The organism is Dysgonomonas sp. PF1-14 (genome assembly GCF_029892965.1).
Lineage (GTDB): Bacteria > Bacteroidota > Bacteroidia > Bacteroidales > Dysgonomonadaceae > Dysgonomonas.
In genome coordinates, this window is the sequence record NZ_JARXWN010000001.1 from 177,817 (window position 1) to 195,660 (window position 17,844).

15 protein-coding genes and 1 tRNA gene are annotated in these 17,844 nt (G+C 38.9%); 3 read left to right on the forward strand and 13 right to left on the reverse strand.

Going from position 1 to position 17,844, the window contains the following annotated elements; translation table 11 throughout:
• Nucleotides 1–58: 58 nt before the first annotated feature.
• From M2448_RS00765 to M2448_RS00815, 11 genes are all read right to left on the reverse strand, one after another.
• Nucleotides 59–343 carry a hypothetical protein gene (locus M2448_RS00765; RefSeq protein WP_280644348.1) on the reverse strand — a complete coding sequence of 95 codons (285 nt, stop codon included), beginning with the start codon at nucleotides 341–343 and terminating at the stop codon, nucleotides 59–61.
• 147 nt (nucleotides 344–490) lie between these two features.
• Nucleotides 491–1,282, reverse strand: coding sequence for a hypothetical protein (locus M2448_RS00770; protein WP_280644349.1), 792 nt, complete (start codon nucleotides 1,280–1,282; stop codon nucleotides 491–493).
• A 53-nt stretch (nucleotides 1,283–1,335) separates the two neighbouring features.
• Nucleotides 1,336–1,725 carry a hypothetical protein gene (locus tag M2448_RS00775; protein ID WP_280644350.1) on the reverse strand — a complete coding sequence of 130 codons (390 nt, stop codon included), beginning with the start codon at nucleotides 1,723–1,725 and terminating at the stop codon, nucleotides 1,336–1,338.
• Nucleotides 1,726–1,757: 32 nt separating this feature from the next.
• The gene (locus M2448_RS00780; RefSeq protein ID WP_280644351.1) at nucleotides 1,758–2,366 is read right to left on the reverse strand and encodes a hypothetical protein; all 609 of its coding nucleotides are present in this window, start codon (nucleotides 2,364–2,366) and stop codon (nucleotides 1,758–1,760) included.
• Between the two features lie 35 nt (nucleotides 2,367–2,401).
• Nucleotides 2,402–2,809 (reverse strand): hypothetical protein, encoded by a 408-nt coding sequence (locus M2448_RS00785; RefSeq protein WP_280644352.1) that lies wholly within the window; start codon nucleotides 2,807–2,809, stop codon nucleotides 2,402–2,404.
• Nucleotides 2,810–2,831: 22 nt separating this feature from the next.
• Nucleotides 2,832–3,518, reverse strand: coding sequence for a hypothetical protein (locus tag M2448_RS00790; protein WP_280648066.1), 687 nt, complete (start codon nucleotides 3,516–3,518; stop codon nucleotides 2,832–2,834).
• A gap of 54 nt (nucleotides 3,519–3,572) precedes the next feature.
• A complete protein-coding gene (locus M2448_RS00795) occupies nucleotides 3,573–3,992 on the reverse strand; it encodes a hypothetical protein (protein WP_280644354.1) in 420 nt (139 codons plus the stop codon).
• A gap of 58 nt (nucleotides 3,993–4,050) precedes the next feature.
• Complete coding sequence (locus M2448_RS00800) at nucleotides 4,051–4,482, reverse strand: hypothetical protein (protein ID WP_280644355.1); 432 nt, start codon at nucleotides 4,480–4,482, stop codon at nucleotides 4,051–4,053.
• A 4-nt stretch (nucleotides 4,483–4,486) separates the two neighbouring features.
• Nucleotides 4,487–10,687, reverse strand: coding sequence for an RHS repeat-associated core domain-containing protein (locus M2448_RS00805; protein ID WP_280644356.1), 6,201 nt, complete (start codon nucleotides 10,685–10,687; stop codon nucleotides 4,487–4,489).
• 24 nt (nucleotides 10,688–10,711) lie between these two features.
• The gene (locus M2448_RS00810) at nucleotides 10,712–11,128 is read right to left on the reverse strand and encodes a T9SS type A sorting domain-containing protein (RefSeq protein ID WP_280644357.1); all 417 of its coding nucleotides are present in this window, start codon (nucleotides 11,126–11,128) and stop codon (nucleotides 10,712–10,714) included.
• A 526-nt stretch (nucleotides 11,129–11,654) separates the two neighbouring features.
• Nucleotides 11,655–11,726 (reverse strand) — tRNA-Arg (locus M2448_RS00815).
• Nucleotides 11,727–12,170: 444 nt separating this feature from the next.
• Between M2448_RS00815 and M2448_RS00820 the strand changes: the two genes are divergently transcribed.
• From M2448_RS00820 to M2448_RS00830, 3 genes are read left to right on the forward strand one after another with little or no spacing between them, the layout of a single operon-like run.
• On the forward strand, nucleotides 12,171–13,550 hold the full coding sequence (locus M2448_RS00820; RefSeq protein WP_280644358.1) for an MFS transporter: 1,380 nt from the start codon (nucleotides 12,171–12,173) through the stop codon (nucleotides 13,548–13,550).
• Between the two features lie 39 nt (nucleotides 13,551–13,589).
• On the forward strand, nucleotides 13,590–15,341 hold the full coding sequence (locus M2448_RS00825; RefSeq protein WP_280644359.1) for a peptide MFS transporter: 1,752 nt from the start codon (nucleotides 13,590–13,592) through the stop codon (nucleotides 15,339–15,341).
• A 3-nt stretch (nucleotides 15,342–15,344) separates the two neighbouring features.
• On the forward strand, nucleotides 15,345–15,845 hold the full coding sequence (locus M2448_RS00830) for a DNA-deoxyinosine glycosylase (RefSeq protein WP_280644360.1): 501 nt from the start codon (nucleotides 15,345–15,347) through the stop codon (nucleotides 15,843–15,845).
• Here the strand turns inward: M2448_RS00830 and thrC are convergent.
• Nucleotides 15,826–17,121: a threonine synthase gene (gene thrC / locus M2448_RS00835; protein WP_280644361.1), complete on the reverse strand. Its 1,296-nt coding sequence runs from the start codon at nucleotides 17,119–17,121 to the stop codon at nucleotides 15,826–15,828. The genes M2448_RS00830 and thrC overlap by 20 nt on opposite strands.
• Before the next feature lie 104 nt (nucleotides 17,122–17,225).
• Nucleotides 17,226–17,831 (reverse strand): SIS domain-containing protein, encoded by a 606-nt coding sequence (locus M2448_RS00840; protein ID WP_280644362.1) that lies wholly within the window; start codon nucleotides 17,829–17,831, stop codon nucleotides 17,226–17,228.
• Between the last annotated feature and the right edge of the window lie 13 nt (nucleotides 17,832–17,844).

The following is a 17,844-nucleotide window of genomic DNA, read 5'->3' on the forward strand; positions in this document are numbered from 1 at the left end:
AATTTTATAACAATAAGTAGGGATATGCTTGTTTAGCTATCCCTACTCTATTATACATTTATGGATAGGTTATAGTCCAGTTCATTCGTTGAAAGTCCTCTAAACGCATATCGTACTTCTTGAGCCACATACGATTTTTTCGAATTTCATCAAAAGTATATTCCTTAAAAATCTCTTCATCGAAAAGGAAAATCATTGCTACTCCTTGTTTGTATATTAAGCCTAGCTCGAAGTCAATCTCATAGCATCCGTCTATTTTAACTTTAATGTTTTCACCCGGAAGTGTAATATGACTTGTTTTACCCAGTCCAATATTCGTAGAATCAGGATAATTAGAAGACATTATTAATCGTATAGTCTTATCCGAATTATTAATAAAAGTATAGTAATTATGGCAGTTCTCCGATTCCTTTTGACCCTTGCAATCACTCCCTAAAAACAAAAGGGTAAGAAGCAAGATAAAAATAATTTTTATAATTGTTTTCATATATCATTTTTTTAAGTTCTTTTCATACTGGTTATTATATAATAGTCCTGTTCCCCAGAAAGCAGGATTCCAAGAAATTAGATCTAGCCCATGAAACTTGATTTTTGCATTATTGATAGCATTCTTATTTATATCGCTATAAAATGAATCAAGATAGCTATAGCCAATTATTGGATGAATCACATGATCCCAAATTTCTTTGGCAAAAGTTTCTCCATATTCATCAACAAAATAGCTTAGAGCCCGAGCATTTGCATCCTGCTCAAATGCTCGGTTATTATGATTTCCATCTTTTTTTGCTGCACTTATTGCACTTGGAATTCCAAATTTAGGCATAAAAGTCCATCCGTATGCCTGACTTTGCAGGTAATGTCCATACTCATGTTGGAACAGTTCATTTGTTGGATCTGCTTTTATTCCTCTCTCTCCGATAATATAACTTCCCATTGTGACTCCTCTTCCGCCACCAAACAATGGTATTGCCCCGTTTCTTGAATAGGACTCTATAACAGTCGCACCACCATAATAGCTTACATGTTTGACGCCACCATAAGTGTTATGGAGGGCTGAAACTGTATAGCCAATCAACGACTGAGGAAGTTCCCATGTCCATCGGGATAATGTTTGTAGTGGGTTTCCTACAAACATACCGGCATCGATTTTCATTCCGTTCCAAACAGGCTTCCATGTTGCCTGAAGGACATCCCTACTGAAACTACCGCCGCCAAAAGCCCATTTACCCAGTCCTGTAATGAGATTTAAGCTGTTCCAAACAGGTAATGCTTTTCCATTCAAGTCAATGAAATAGGGTAAATAACTGAGGGGCTTTTATACCCCTCAATATCAGTTTAAGGATAGGTTATTGTATAATCTATCTTTTTCAGATCACTTTCGCTACTTATAATATACTTTTTCATATATCTATCATTCTTTCTAATATCTTCCCAAGAATACTTATTAACAGTATCTATACTTAGAATGTACAGATATGTATTACACTTATTAAGCACAAGATTATTATATACAGATGTATTAGCTTTAACTATTGTTCCAATATTTATGTCAGGTAAAGAATCATCCGTACACTCTGTATACTTATTGCCGCCTCGTACAAACAGGATATCTTTATCGGTTTGATTTTTAATTCTTATACTGATGTTGTCATCAGCTTTATCCGGACATCCTGTTAACATAAACAGTACTAACGAGAAGAAAAATAAATATTGTAAATATTTCATATTCATATACTTTATTTAGAATTTATACATGATTATAAAGGATATTGATAAAACCTATCTCCAGCCCAATTAACTCTATACCATATGCCAAAATATTTTGCTGCTTTTTTGTTGGCACTGGTTTCTGTCCAATATAAGCTGTGAGTTGTTCTGTTTGCTATGAAATTGCCATTAGCGTCATATAATGTACTTTCAACTGTAGAGTTTGCAGCGCTCTTTATACTTCTCAGGCCTATTGAAAATAAATATCCCAAACCATATTGTTGGCTTTGTATATAGTGTCCATATTCGTGCATAAATATCGGGTCTCCGCCTATAATAGTAAACCTTCCTCCGTTCCAATCCGGCTCATAAATGCTCCTGTCATAGGAATCTTTTATATTGATATTTATATAATTACCCAAAGTGACACCATCATCTTTCTTCGATCTTTCATTGATCAGGAAGGTAGCACCATCAAAGTACCGAACTTTATCTACAGTCCATTTTATATTCCGGTAATGTGAGTATATATTACCTATGACCGTTTGGGGTAGTTCCCATGTGAAGCGGCTCAATACCTGAACAAATTCTCCTTTGAACAGACCAAGATCAATTTTCACAGCATGGGTAAAACTCTTCCGAGTTAGTATTGCAGGCATGATAGCTATTCATGCCTGCTAAAAAGGCTCCCATATCATTCTCCCTCTTTAGGGTCTTCATAAATAATAGTTCTGTCTATTTGCCTTAGATAGTTTTCATCTGCATCATACCTTTTAAGAATCATATAATCATCCCTAATCTTATCCCAACCATATTTTGTTATAGTATCCTGATCAAGAAAAAATATACAGACTTTACTATTCTTAATATCTTTTGTGAAAAGATATTGACTAATAGCTTTATATACAGGTTTAGTCCGATTTATACTGGGTAATAAAGTGTCCGGATAAACAGGTTCTCCTAATCCTTCCTCTCCAATATAGACAACAACATTACGATTGCTATTGTTCTTTAGCCAAATATTATCAAAGTCAGCATCAGGACATCCAGTAAATAATATTATTAGAATAATCCCTGTCATTGAAAAAAATAGATTTTTCATATATATAACTTTAAATTATTACTTATCTAACCCAAGGTTCTTTTTCCCCTTGATTGTCTATAGGATATTTTCCAAAATCCCATCCATTACTACCTCCATGCTCCTTACCAACAAAAAAATCGTACGCTAAATTGTTAGCCCACTTTTCTGTGTAGAAACGATCTTTATCACCACCAATCCATCCTAGTCTGTTTATCAAGCTAGGAATTCCCACTGCCGACAGATAGAAGAAGCCGATCCTCTGACTTTGTAAGAAGTGCCCGTATTCGTGCATCATCATATTATCCGCTATTGGAGTAAATTTATTGTCATTCCATTTAGGTTCAAACCTCTCTTTTGTATATTCATAATCGATATCCATATTTATATAATTGCCCAGAGTTATTCCTCTATGTTTACTGGAATTATCATGAATAATAAAGGTAGCTCCTCTGTAATATTTTATCTGATCTACATAGCCGGCAACATTACGGGCAGAAGACCACGCATTGCCGATCAACGATTGAGGGAGCTCCCATGTCCATCTGGAAAAAGCCTGGAAGGGATTATCAAAAACAAACATACCGGCATCGATTTTCATTCCGTTCCAAACAGGCTTCCATGTTGCCTGAAGGACATCCCTGCTGAAACTACCGCCGCCAAAAGCCCATTTACCCAGTCCTGTAATGAGATTTAAGCTGTTCCAAACAGGTAATGCTTTTCCATTCAAGTCAATGAAATAGGGTAAATAACTGAGGGGCTTTAACACCCCTCAGTATCAATTTTACGGATACGTCAACGTCCAATCACTGTTTTGCAAATCGTCTATTGTCAGATCTATTTTTTTTAAATACATACGGTATTTAATTATAGTATCTCTCGGATATGAATCTATTACCTCTTTATCATAAAAATAGACCATCATTATGCCATCCTTATTTTGATAATTAATTGTTGTTTCTAAACAATCTATATATTCAAACCTAACTTTCTTTGTCGAATTGGCTTCAATATCTCTATCAATAATTGCGTATCCCAGATTGCTTATTGAATCAGGATAATCAGCTGAAGCATATATAGAGATATCTTTATCCCAATTATTCACTATAGTAACCCGAAGATGGCAATCTTCCGAATCATCTCCATTACAGTTCGCAGCCAATAGAAAAGGGAGGATCAATAAAATAAATATATATTTTTTCATAATTTTATAACAATAAGTAGGGATATGCTTGTTTAGCTATCCCTACTCTATTATCCATTTATGGATAGGTTATAGTCCAGTTCATTCGTTGAAAATCCTCAAACCCCATATCGTACTTTTTGAGCCACATACGATTTTTCCGAATTTCATCAAAAGTATATTCCTTAAAAATGTCTTCGTCAAAAAGGAAAATCATAATAACTCCATGTTTGTTTATGAGGCCTGACTCAAATTCGTACTCATAACACCCATTTGTTTTAAAATCCTTTTTCTCTCCAGCAGGTGTAATACCACTAGTTCCACCTATTCCATCTAACAAAGTAGAATCAGGATAGCTAACAGATACTGTAAGCCGTATTGTCCTGTCGGAGTTATTGATAAAGGTATACCTCCTGTGACAGTTTTCTGATTCATCAGCCGAGTTACAACTACCTGATATTAGAAACGGAAAAAGAATTAAAATGAATATTATTTTTATAACAGTTTTCATTTTGTTATTTTTTAAATTTCTTTTCATACTGATTATTATATATAAATCCTGTCGGCCAGAAGACAGGGACCCACGAAGCTAAGTCAAGAAGATTAAAGCTGATTCTAGCATTTTTTATGGCGGTTTTATTGACATCACTATAGAAATCATATTTGGTGTCATAACCTTTTATTGGATTTTCGTTAAATAACCAATACTTGGAAGCGAAATATTCATCTTCATTCTGCGTGAAATATTCCAAAGCCCTTGCATTCGCATCCTGTTCAAAAGCACGGTCTTTATGTTTACCATCTTTTTTCCCTGCACTTATTGCACTTGGAATTCCAAATTTAGGCATAAAAGTCCATCCGTATGCCTGACTTTGCAGGTAATGTCCATACTCATGTTGAAACAGTTCATTTGTTGGATCTGCTTTTATTCCTCTCTCTCCGATAATATAACTTCCCATTGTGACTCCTCTTCCGCCACCAAACAATGGTATTGCCCCGTTTCTTGAATAGGACTCTATAACAGTCGCACCACCATAATAGCTTACATGTTTGACGCCACCATAAGTGTTATGGAGGGCTGAAACTGTATAGCCAATCAACGACTGAGGAAGTTCCCATGTCCATCGGGATAATGTTTGTAGTGGGTTTCCTACAAACATACCGGCATCGATTTTCATTCCGTTCCAAACAGGCTTCCATGTTGCCTGAAGGACATCCCTACTGAAACTACCGCCGCCAAAAGCCCATTTACCCAGTCCTGTAATGAGGTTAAATCCTCCTTTAAACAAACCTCCTATGAAACCAAATATCTCCCCACTCTCATCGGTATATCTCAACGGATTGTTCAAACAATACGAGTACCGATTATAATTCTGGCTCTGGTTCGGGTCTTGAACATATGGGTCGGGCGACAGGAAGCGTCCCAGTGCCGGATCGTACAGGCGTGCATTCATATTTATCAGGCCGAATACGGTCAGATGCTCATGTCCCGTATATCCCCTTCCCAAAAACAGTGCAGGTTCACTGCCAACGGCATAAAGAGCCTGATTGGCCGGGTTGCGCAGCCTGCCCCAGGCATCGTAGCTCAGTTCCTGCTTCAGCACACCTGCCGAAGTGAATACATGGGTGATACTGCCCAGATAGTCGCGCCCTATAAAGTAGAGCGTCCATGCACCGGTTCCTTCTTTTACATAGACGGCCGCTGCCGAATATGCGTTACCGCCAAGATATAATCTTTCCTTGTTTCCTGCAATACCTGCATCGCTTTCGTACACATCGCCGATGTAATAGCGGGTCAGGTTGTCTGCACCGTTATTTTTAAGGTTCATCTTCACCCGGCTGCCATCGCCGTTGTAGGTAAATGTGGCTACATATCCGTTTTCGGTAATCGTCGCCGGCCGTTGCTGTGCATTGTAGGTTACAAGCTGTGCCCTCAGTGGTATCTCCGTACCATAAGGCGTTACTCCTGTCAGCATATATGGTTTCGAAGTATTGCCGTATTCAAATGTGCCCACTCCCGAAATAGCTGTAATATTCCCCTTGGTATCATATGTGGCTGTTTTTCCGGCAAAGGCTGTCAGGCGGTTCAGGTTGTCGTAGGCGAAGTTTTCCTGAAAGTTTCGTGTATTATCTTTCCGCCATGTAAGGTTTCCGGTTCTGGCATTTATATTATATCCGAAATTCATCAGTACGGTGCCGTCTTTCTTTATGGTTCTTGCTGTCGGCATTCCGTATGCGTTATAGGTATATGTGCGCACAAGGCTTCCGGTAGCACCTTCGGTGGCATATCCGAAATCATTTTCGGCAGTGAGTTTCCATATCGAAGTGGTATTGTTCAGCTTTATTTCGGTATTTGTACCATTCATATAGGTATAGTTTTCGGTAACTATACTGCCTGTGTTTGCTGAATAGGCTGTTGATGCAATGCGACCGCCGGAGTAAGTATAGGTTTTTTGCAGCCATTTGCCGTCTACTGCGGTTTCTTTCACTGCCGACAGGCGCAACAGGGCATCGTAAGTATATACCTTTGACGTGCCGTTAGAGCTTGTTTCTGAGGCCGGTAGATTGTCTGCATTATATACGTAGGTAATCGTTTGCCCGGCTATTTCTTTTTTAGTTAGCCTGTTGTAAGCATCATAGGTAAGCTTGGTTGTATTACCTCTGGCATCAGTTTCCTGGCTTATCTTTCCATTGGCGTTATAGGTATATGTTTTTGTGCCGCTGCTCGGGTCTATGAGCTTTGTCTGCCTGCCATAGGTGTCGTATTCCATAGTAGTAGTGACATTTCCGGGTGCAACGATCGAGGAGGGCTTACCATCGGGTCTGAGGTTGTACTTTATCGTACCGGCAGTATCTGTTATAGAGATGATATCCCCGATTGAATTATAAGCGACTGTCTTTGATACATCATCAATTACGCTGGTCACGTTATTGCTTGCATAAGAACATGTGTCTGCCTTCCCTGAAGCATAGTTCAGGACTGTAAGCCTGTCGTACGAGTCATAGGTATATGTATTCCACTGCGTAGGAGAAGTGCCTTTGAATGGCATTGAAACTTTTTGTATACGCCCTTTGTTATCATAAACCTTATCTGTATAGATATATTTCCCGTCGAAGCGTATTTTACCTGTCCGGACCTCTCTGCCTAATCTGTCATAGAAAGTCTGAGATGTAGGACTTCCGGTTTTGGTTGCAGTACTAGAGAATAGTGCGCTAGTAGGGGTTGTTGCCCACGCAAAAATATTTGACTCTACGACTGCATCCGGATAGGTTGTCTTAATATTTTGTCCCCAACTGTTATACTCATACTTCGTTTCATGCCCTTTATGGTTCTTCTGTGAGCTCAATAGACCTTTTGCATTATAGGCATAAGTCTTTGTTAATCCCACTGAATTGGTCATCGATACCTTTCGTCCGAAAGAATCGTATGTGAAATGGGTAGCAAGTAAAGAGCCTGTAAATTCCTGTATGCTTTCTTTTGTTGGCAATCCCGATGTGTATGTGTAAGTTATTGCCAAAGTCTGATTGCCATTCGCAAATTTCGCAATAACAATAGGAAGCCGGGTCTGGCTATCGAAAACCGGAATATACATTCTGTCCGTCCATGTCTGTCCATTTCTTTCCTGTGTGACTACCTGATTATAAAGCTCTCCTATCTTGTAGAGCGTCCCGGTATAGTTATTGTATGAGTTTACAGTGGTTTTTTTTATACCGGTCTCATAGGTTGTTACTTCCTGTGTAATGTTTCCATACGAATCATAGGTATAGCCTGATGAAATGGAGATGTTCTTAAGTTTATCTTTTTCTACTTTGTTCGACAAGTTTATTGTGGCTATCTTATTGGTAGCTACAGAAACGTTATAGGTCAGGTTTGCCTGTGTTGTCGGGCCATCAATTGAGGTTAACACACCAAAGCGTTGCGGGTCGAAGGTCTGTACAGTGGAAGTATTTTTAATCCCATCGGAGGCTGTTATTTTTTGAAACCCTCTGAATCCAAGCCCTTGCTTGTGATATACAGCATCATTATAATAATAATATGTGGATGAAATTTGGTGGTCATTACTATAAACAGATGTGCTATTGACAAGATTTATATCCATAAATAGCTTTGTATATGGGAGAGTGGGTGTATAGGACGTTTGCCGATACATGCTGCTATTCATCATATTTGCATAATTCGTTTTTTGTACAACACCGAAACTATTTACCATTCCTGTGAGCATTCTTTCTTGGGCATCGTTCTTCGTGTAAGAAATACCTACTACATGCGCATCAGTAATACTTAGTAACTGGCTAGTACGCGAGGAATAAAAACCATAGCCATCACTTACACTCCCTGTTATAAAATGAGAATTGCTTTCCAATGTTAATTTGGCTTGTTCGGCTGCCAGATTGAATGCTCCGTTTTTATTCAGGTAAACGGATGCAGATGTTCCGGATTTCACTAAAATATCCGGAAGTTTATCACCGTTAATATCATGCAGGATAAATTTATAATTCCATTCGGATTCTATAGGTTGAAAAGCAAATGTAGAAGGACTGAAACCTGTTCCGGTACCCGATAGAATAGTCCATGTCCTATAAGTAGAATTGTATGTCTTCTCATATGTAAACATAGGATTCCGGCATGCACCCTCAATAGGGAATAAGATTAAGTTATCATCCATATCTGTAGCTAATGGCTGTAAAATACTACCACCGCCGCCTCTACAGCCATCACACATTCCACATGGAGTTTCTATTGATGATGTAGTATAGTCATTTTCTCTAGGGCTAACCAGAAAATCAATAATTCCGTCCCCGTTAATATCGCCAACAAACAGTTGCTTCTTCATCCTCGATGAAAAAGCATAGTTAGTTAATGCACTTGAATAAGCTATCTGTTGGAACGTATTGTTTATATACGAGTAGATGTATATTCCGGCAGCATTGATAAGGCAGATATCCGTTTTACCATCCCCGTCATAATCAACGGCAAAAAGAACGTCTTTGAAATAATCATATTTAAAAGGTGTATTGTTATATACCATTGATTTATTTGCCAGATCGATAATATTAGTTCTCGAGCTTGGACGGGTAACATTTTTGGGAAGGACATAGCTGGATACAGCAACCAGATCACTTTTGCCGATGCCCCTGAAATCGCCGGTAAGGAATGTGCGAGGCACAGGGCTCCTTCTACTACCTTGTGCAAATGCTCCTTCTATTAAAAAGTAGAAATTTGAGGCATTCATATTTTTGTCGTAAGTGGTAAGGTCGACTCTGCCCATATCACTTTGGAACCAGTAATTTACACGAACTAATTCATCATCCCCATCCCCATTGTAATCAACAGCAAAAAAATCGGTAAAGCCTTTACCTGTCAGAACAGAATCGGGGATACAGTCTCCAATCCTTAAATCTCTGTAGATGAATATTTTTTGAGTTTCGGAATAATTACTTCCATATAAACAGTTTCCACTATTATCTTGACCGATAATAGTGTATGGTTCAAACTTAGGATAACCTATTAGTCCATCATTCTTTTTTTGATTATTAAATTTTCCTTTCTTTATAATTAAATCAGGAGCTTTTGAATTTGGAAAATATCTTTTTAGAAAAAAATCACTCTTAACATAGCTTGCAGTATAATTGTCCCCCCCATAATAGAATGTCAACGGATTTAGTTCTTTAGCATCCGCTTTTAAACTTAGTTTGGATAGGAAATTATATACATTTAACTCATGTGTAAGACCATAAGTATACAACAGGGTTGATGTCTGATAATATGAATCTATCTGTGACAGTAATTTATCTTCTTTATGGAGTATACCTGCAATGTAAGAATTATTTACATCTGTCCGGGTCTTATATGTGAATTTCACAGTACCATTTACGGCTGCTGTACTCCCATATTTAATTTCTGAGATGTAGTAGACATTATTTGACAAGGAGTAGGTGTAATTTATGTAATTTCCGATCAAATCCGTCTTTTTAGTTATCGGATAGCTTGTTTTTGAAGTCGTGTTTGTCTCGTATCCAAAAACGGCTTTTGTTCCGTCCGGATAAAGAACATCAAAATAATACTTTCCGGATGGTGCATAAAATATTACTTTAATATTCCCTTGTTCACTTTGATAATTTATCTGTGATGTTGTTTCAGATAACTTGATCAGGCGCATACCATCAAGGGTAAGAGCAGAGTTTTTATCATTTGTCGCCGCCTTTGAATTTGCTCCGTCGTAGTAGTAATTCGAATGAGCTATACTGATAAGAGATAATCCGCCTATATTCCAACCGTATCCGGCAATGTTGTTGCCATTCATACTATTGTACATTAATGCCAGATCGGGTTGGAAACCATTCTTGCCTTGATAAATATTTATAGGCACATTGTAGGTAAGAGCACCATTTGCAACATTAGATTCAATCGTAATTTCGCCAACCTCTTTTGTCGGGTCGATACTACCAGAAGTAGGAATTCCTGATAATGCCATTGGAGCTGAATGGGTATCTGTTTGTCCCGATTTGAGTTGACGCCCAGTATTATGGATCGGCTCGACTGTTTCGCTATAGCGTGGTATACGCTGATAGATGGTGTCGTTTCGACTGATTACAGTAGTAAACTCATCTGAATTAATATTTAGACTTATTGAATCTTTACCTACGACTACTTGTGAATTCAATTGATAGCATGAAAGCATGCTAATAATTGATACTAGTATATATTTTTTCATATTATTGACTAATTAAGGTTGAGTTTATTTCTTCAAAATTTTCCATGAAGAGTAATTACCGTCAATTTCGATAACCATAATATAAAATCCATTTAGTTGATTACTGATATCAATATCAGTAACAGGTAGTGTCGCTTTCTTTCTTAGTACAAGCTTACCATTTGACATTGCATTAATTGTAATTGTGCAGGATTTGATTTTATCTGAATTTGATATTTCCAGTTTTATCTGTCCCTTAGTAGGATTTGGGTATATTTTCAACTCATACTGTTCATTCACATTCTCTGTTATCAATTCCTGTGTTGTAACCGCAGATTTAGTTAACGCAATTACTCTTTCCGTCCGATTACCAGAAGAATCATAATTAAACGAAATTTTTGACTGAGCCCTGATAAGTAATACACTCATCGATAAGATAGCGATAAAAATTATTTTTTTCATGTAGTTCGATTTTAGATAGTTAACGGCAAGAACAAATATAATATCCTTCAAAAACAGATATATGATTAAAATTAATCAAATATTTCAATTACAATCTAACTGTCAAAACAGATATGACTTTTTAAATAATACATAATTGCCAATGATCACATTGATAGTGTTTTAATGACTTTTTAATATGACTTTTTAATTGTGGTATTCTCTATAGTGAATTGGTTATTATTTCTTCTATTCAACATTTTGTCCTTATCTAGGCATCACTACCTTACCCATTTTAGCGGAGGCACTTAGTAATATTATATATCTTAGAGGGAGGGGGAAGTACTGGCGATACCTATAATCATAAATAAGCAAAGGGAAAGAGTATTTAGCAACAGTCTTTCCCCTCTTTTTAAATAATTTTTGCAAATTTTATTTTTTAAATGCTGATCTGGTGTATTTGATAACGGGATTTTAGAATAACCTCCCCCGAGATAAAATAGATCTCTTATCGCGTTGATATTTAGCCTCATTTTGGCAATCTCTGTGACCCTGACGGGAATCGAACCCATATCAAAGGAACCGGAATCCTCCATTTTATCCATTAAACTACAGAGCCGTAGGCGACACAAAAATATAAAATTATTCTCAACTATTATATTTTCGCGATATAAAACTGGGATAAATCAAAAGATGGGTTGTGAGAACTGAAAAGATATACCTATAGCATGTAGGCGGTCTACAGTTCTGAAATTTTAATCTAATATACTCAAAGACCGCCTTCTCCAATCAGGCGACCACAAGGGTACGCCCTTACATTGACCCTGCCGATTACTTCGCAATTACATACGTACGCTCCTGTGACCGTTGGTTCATAACTTATAATTAATTCTGACATATAGATAAACTTCCCTCAAACTGATAACAGTATCTGATTAAATATATTTATACTATCATTTATCCATGTTTCGATTGATCAGGGGAGATTTTAGAATTCTTTTCTATACATTTGCATAGCAAAAAATTAAGCTGATAATTTATATCCCAAATATACATTGAAACTATGACCGAAATACTAAGACAAAAACTTAACGACTCCAAAGCAGCACGATGGACTGTGCTGGCTGTTGTCGCCTTTACCATGTTCTGTGCTTACTTCGTAACAGATGTAATGGCTCCATTAATGGAAGAGTTGGGGAAAGAATTTGACTGGAGTGCCAGTGACTTTGGTATGTTCAATTTCTCCTACATGTGGATAAACGTCTTTTTCTTCATGCTTATTATTGGAGGAATAATACTTGATAAAATAGGAGTCCGCATAACGGGAGTTCTCTCTTGTGCCACCATGCTTATAGGCTGCTTCATAAAATATTATGCTGTTGCAAACCCCGAAATGTTTACAGGCACTACACTGGGATTGAAGACACAGTTGTTTGTATCTTGTATCGGCTATGCTATTTTTGCGATGGGGCTCGAGATGGCAGGTATTACCGTAACTAAAGCAATCGCCCGTTGGTTCAAAGGGCACGAAATGGCGCTGGCTATGGGCCTGCAAGTTGCTGTTGCACGTATTGGTACGGCATTGGCGCTTTCGGCAGCTCTTCCGTTGGCTAAATATTTCAACAGTTTGTCCACTCCGATTCTGCTGGGTCTTGTTGGGCTGAGTATCGGACTGGTTAGTTACCTTGTATTTTGTGTGATGGATAAGAAGTTGGAGAAATCGTTGGACGAAGCGGATGAAGAAAGCTCGGGTGAAGAAGCTTTTCAGGCAAAAAACATCCTGCTTGTTATTAAAAACAAAGGGTTCTGGTTATTAGCCTTCATGTGTGTCCTGTTTTATTCGGCAGTATATCCGTTCCTGAAATATGCAGTTCCTCTGATGACTAATAAATACAATGTCGAACCTGAATTTGCAGGATCAATACCTGCCATGCTACCTATCGGGGCTATATTTCTTACACCTCTTTTCGGAGGCATATTCGACAAGCTGGGTAAAGGGGTAACACTGATGATGATAGGTGCATTATTGTTAACGGTTGTGCATTTCTTGTTCTCGTTGCCTTTGCTTAACGTATGGTGGTTTGCTACTATACTGATGATATTCTTAGGCATTGCTTTTTCACTTGTGCCTTCGGCAATGTGGCCTTCCGTACCGAAAATAATTCCACAGAATCAGCTGGGAACGGCTTATGGTCTTATCTTCTGGGTACAGAATATTGGTCTTGGAGGTGTTCCGCTGTTAATAGGCTGGGTGCTGAATAAGTATTGTATAATAGGAGAAAAGATTGATGATAAAGGAAAGATCTCAGCATTATATGATTTCCAGTTGCCAATGATAATATTCACTTGTTTTGGAATTCTTGCATTAGTCATCGCCTTTATGCTTAAAGCCGAAGACAAGAAAAAAGGTTATGGTCTCGAACAACCAAATATTAAGAAATAAAACTCAAAGTCCGGCGCAACCGGACTTTTTTATGAAAAGATGAAAGACGGAATAAACGCAGTACAAAAAGGTCACCCGAAAGGCATATATCTCCTTTTCGCTACCGAAATGTGGGAACGTTTCAGCTATTACGGCATGCGGGCACTGTTCTCGTTGTATATGCTGAAAGCCTTGCTGTTCGATGCTCAATATAGCAGCAGTATTTATGGCAGTTATACAGGATTAGTATATCTTACACCATTGATCGGAGGGTATATCGCCGATCGTTATTGGGGCAACCGTCGTTCTATTATTGTCGGTGCATTACTCATGGCAGCCGGACAATTTTTGTTGTTTATGTCAGGTTGGTTCTTCAAAGACGTGAGTCTGGCTACTACGCTGATGTTCTCGGGACTGGGATTGCTTATTTTCGGAAACGGCTTCTTCAAACCGAATATTTCGAGTATGGTAGGTCAATTATATGCTCCCGGCGATAGCCGCAAAGATTCTGCATACACGATTTTCTATATGGGAGTGAACACAGGTTCCTTTATCGCTCCGCTTATCTGCGGGTTCTTTGGTGATACAGGGCACCCCGAAGATTTTAAATGGGGATTTCTGGCAGCGTGCATCGGTATGCTGTTAGGATTGGTCGTATTTATCCTGTTCAAAGATAAATATCTGAAAACCCCGACAGGCGAATCTATCGGAGTGATACCAAATAGTAAGGATGAGACGAAAAAGACTATAGAAGAAAATGCAGGGAAACAATCCGTAAAATTTCCGATAAAGATTACAGCAATATGGGGCGCAATATGGATTGTATTATTCTACGTGCTTTTTGCAGTGCTTGATACAGACATTTTCGGTGCAATTATCTATTCACTGGCAGTTGTCGCACCCGGATATATTATTTCTGATCCGTCGTTGACTAAAATAGAACGCTCACGCATTTGGGTTATTTATATCATTGCCTTTTTTGTGATCTTCTTCTGGGCGGCATTCGAACAGGCAGGAGCTTCGCTTACTTATTTCGCAGAAGCACAGATAGACCGTCATATAGAACTGTTCAACTGGACAATACCTACTTCTTATTTCCAATCGGTAAATGCACTGGCTATTATTGTCTTTGCTCCGTTGTTCGTTATCCTTTGGACGAAACTGGGAAGGAAAGGAAAAGAACCTGCATCTCCATTAAAGCAATCGATAGGCTTATTTCTTTTGGCTATTGGTTATCTTGTTATTGCATTTGGAGTAAAAGGGCTTGCGCCGGGCATTAAAGTGAGTATGCTGTGGCTCGTAAGCTTATACGTAATCCATACGTTCGGGGAATTGTGCTTGTCTCCTATTGGTCTGTCTATGGTGAATAAACTGGCGCCGCTGCGTTTTGCTTCGCTATTAATGGCAATATGGTATCTGAGTACAGCTACGGCAAATAAATTCGCCGGAACATTGAGCGGATACTATCCCCAGCCTTTGATCGAAGTGGCAGATGTAAAAGCCGCAGCAGAAAAAAGTACACTAAAGATATTACCCGAAAATTTTGAGAAATCAGTATCTGAAAAAGATGGCATTGAAGTAATGCCTTTCGATAAAATTGCTTTTGCCGAAATAAAAGACAAGAGCCTGAAAGAAGAGATACAGAGGGAATTAGAGCCTAAGCAGATGGAGAATCCTAAAACATTCTTGGGTTATCAGATATCCAATTTGTATGATTTCTTTATGCTCTTTGTGTTTATGGCAGGAGCTGCTTCTGTTGTACTGTTTTTCCTGTCGCGCAGATTGTTGAAAATGATGCATGGGATAAGGTAAGGCATGAGAAAAGAAAGCTTTGAACCGATCATTAACGAGAAATGCCGCATACTGATCCTTGGCACGTTGCCCAGCGAAGAGTCGATGCGTAAACGTGAACGTTACGGACATAAGACCAACCAGTTCTGGCGACTTATTTTTACCCTCTTCGGAAAGCCATTGCCCGATAGTTATGAAGAGAAGAATGCCATATTATCAGAAAACAATATTGCTATATGGGATGTGCTTCATTCCGCCGAGGGAAAAGGAAGCCTCGACAGTAACCTGAAAAATGAAGTGCCTAACGATTTCACAACTCTCTTCAAAGAATATCCGCAGATAAAGTATATCTTCTTTACGGGGACGAAAGCTGCAGAGTTCTACCGGAAATATGTAGGCTTTGACGGAGTAAGGACATATATCACCCTACCTTCGCCCAGCGCGGCAAATGCACGTCTGACTTTTGCTCAAAAGCTGGAGAAATGGCAATTGTTATTGGATGCCGTCAGAGAAGTAAATGCTTGAATTCATCGAACGATTTACCCATACTGATGCTCTTCTTCTCTCCTTTCATAAAAGCCTGAAGCTTTTCAGGTATAGCAATCTTTTCTCCGATGATAGATTCTACTGTTTCAAGGAACTTAGCAGGGTGAGCCGTTTCCAGGAAAACGCCCGTTTCATCAGATTGTAGTTGATCTTTCAATGCCTGATAACCACATGCCCCATGAGGATCGAGAAGATAGCTGGTTTCAGTATATGTTTGTTTTACGGTTTTCCTGATGTTATCATCATTGTACCATTCGCTCGAAATATCAACTTTGATTTTATCTAAGGAATGGCCATAAAGATCGAGTACACGCACAAAATTGCTCGGGTCGCCCACATCCATTGCATTAGCAATAGTCTGCACCGACGGACGCGGTTTATATTCTCCTGTTTGCAGGTATTGGTAGAAAATATCGTTACTGTTGTTCGCTGCGATAAACCGTTTTACAGGCAATCCCATTTGTTTGGCGATTAGTCCGGCAGTGATATTCCCGAAGTTGCCGCTAGGTACACAGAAAACTACATTGTCAGCCTTACCTTGTTTTGCTAATTGCGCATAAGCATGGAAATAATAAAAGGCTTGGGGGAGAAAGCGGGCTACGTTGATGGAGTTAGCCGATGTCAGATTCAGTTTCTTATTCAGTTCATCATCGAGGAAAGCCGTTTTCACTAATGCCTGACAATCGTCGAATGTACCGTCTACTTCTATAGCAGTAATATTTTGCCCTAATGTTGTGAACTGGCACTCCTGTATCGCACTCACCTTCCCTTTCGGATAAAGTACATAGACGTGAATACCTTCGACGCCCAGAAATCCGTTTGCTACGGCGCTTCCGGTATCTCCTGAAGTAGCAACCAGAACTTTCACGTCCGTCTGTCCCTGCTTTTTGATGAAATATCCTAACAAACGCGCCATGAAACGCCCACCTACATCTTTGAATGCGAGGGTAGGGCCATGAAACAGTTCGAGGCTGTAAATGTTATCGTTTACATGCACCACAGGCGTATCGAAATTGAGTGTATCATAAACAATCTGCTTCAATGTATCTGCTTCCACATCTTCCCCGAAAAAAGCATCGGCTACGGTATAGGCGATTTCCTGAAAGGTCATGTTGCCGATATTATCGTAGAACGATTGTGGCAAAACCTTTATATTCTCAGGCATGTAAAGCCCTTTGTCGGGAGCAAGCCCTTTTACGACCGCTTCCTGTAGACTGACCTCTGGAGATTGTTTGTTAGTGCTGTAATATTTCATCTTTTCAAAAATCTTGATTAGAAATGACAAAAGTAGTAAAATGATATTGCATATACAATATCGCTTACATTATATCACCCCGAATAGATAGTATGAAGGGTGTGTTATTTACTCATTTCCCGCGATTTGTCTCCGAGATAGCCACCATGATGCCTTTTTGCATAATCGGCAGCTGAGAATCCAATCCTTTTCATCGTGCCTACTACCAGTATATCGCCTATTACGGTCATTACGGTAGTCGATGTAGTGGGAGTGAGGCCAAGACAACAAACTTCGTCAGGCCGGCCGGTAGTAATGCATACATCCGATTTCAGCGCCAGCAGACTGTCGGGATCACTGGTGATAACGATGAACTTAATATTGGGGATCAAATTCTTTGCTAACGAGATCAGTTCGACAATCTCCCGCGTTTTGCCCGAATTGGATATTGCCAGTACAATATCATTCTCTTGTAAGATTCCCAGATCGCCATGTTGCGCCTCACTTGGATGCAGAAAAATAGATGGTGTTCCTGTTGAACTGAATGTGGTAGCAATATTCTGTGCTACCTGTCCGGCTTTTCCCATTCCACTGGTAACGAGTTTTCCTTTTTTTACATTCACCTGTTCTACAATAAGGTCTATCGCTCTGGCGTATGCGTCACCGATCGGGATATTGAGTATGGCTGAAGCCTCCTGCTCTAATATGGAGCGTATTTCATCTGTTTTCATGTACTTTCTTTTC

Excerpts from the sequence above, each read along its gene's own strand:
- M2448_RS00840 (WP_280644362.1), bottom strand. The coding sequence starts at position 17,831 with ATGAAAACAGATGAAATACGCTCCATATTAGAGCAGGAGGCTTCAGCC.
- M2448_RS00805 (WP_280644356.1), bottom strand. The coding sequence starts at position 10,687 with ATGAAAAAATATATACTAGTATCAATTATTAGCATGCTTTCATGCTAT.
- M2448_RS00830 (WP_280644360.1), top strand. The coding sequence starts at position 15,345 with ATGAGAAAAGAAAGCTTTGAACCGATCATTAACGAGAAATGCCGCATA.
- thrC (WP_280644361.1), bottom strand. The coding sequence starts at position 17,121 with ATGAAATATTACAGCACTAACAAACAATCTCCAGAGGTCAGTCTACAG.
- M2448_RS00800 (WP_280644355.1), bottom strand. The coding sequence starts at position 4,482 with ATGAAAACTGTTATAAAAATAATATTCATTTTAATTCTTTTTCCGTTT.
- M2448_RS00780 (WP_280644351.1), bottom strand. The coding sequence starts at position 2,366 with ATGCCTGCAATACTAACTCGGAAGAGTTTTACCCATGCTGTGAAAATT.
- M2448_RS00825 (WP_280644359.1), top strand. The coding sequence starts at position 13,590 with ATGAAAGACGGAATAAACGCAGTACAAAAAGGTCACCCGAAAGGCATA.
- M2448_RS00775 (WP_280644350.1), bottom strand. The coding sequence starts at position 1,725 with ATGAAATATTTACAATATTTATTTTTCTTCTCGTTAGTACTGTTTATG.
- M2448_RS00795 (WP_280644354.1), bottom strand. The coding sequence starts at position 3,992 with ATGAAAAAATATATATTTATTTTATTGATCCTCCCTTTTCTATTGGCT.
- M2448_RS00820 (WP_280644358.1), top strand. The coding sequence starts at position 12,171 with ATGACCGAAATACTAAGACAAAAACTTAACGACTCCAAAGCAGCACGA.
- M2448_RS00765 (WP_280644348.1), bottom strand. The coding sequence starts at position 343 with ATGTCTTCTAATTATCCTGATTCTACGAATATTGGACTGGGTAAAACA.
- M2448_RS00785 (WP_280644352.1), bottom strand. The coding sequence starts at position 2,809 with ATGAAAAATCTATTTTTTTCAATGACAGGGATTATTCTAATAATATTA.
- M2448_RS00810 (WP_280644357.1), bottom strand. The coding sequence starts at position 11,128 with ATGAAAAAAATAATTTTTATCGCTATCTTATCGATGAGTGTATTACTT.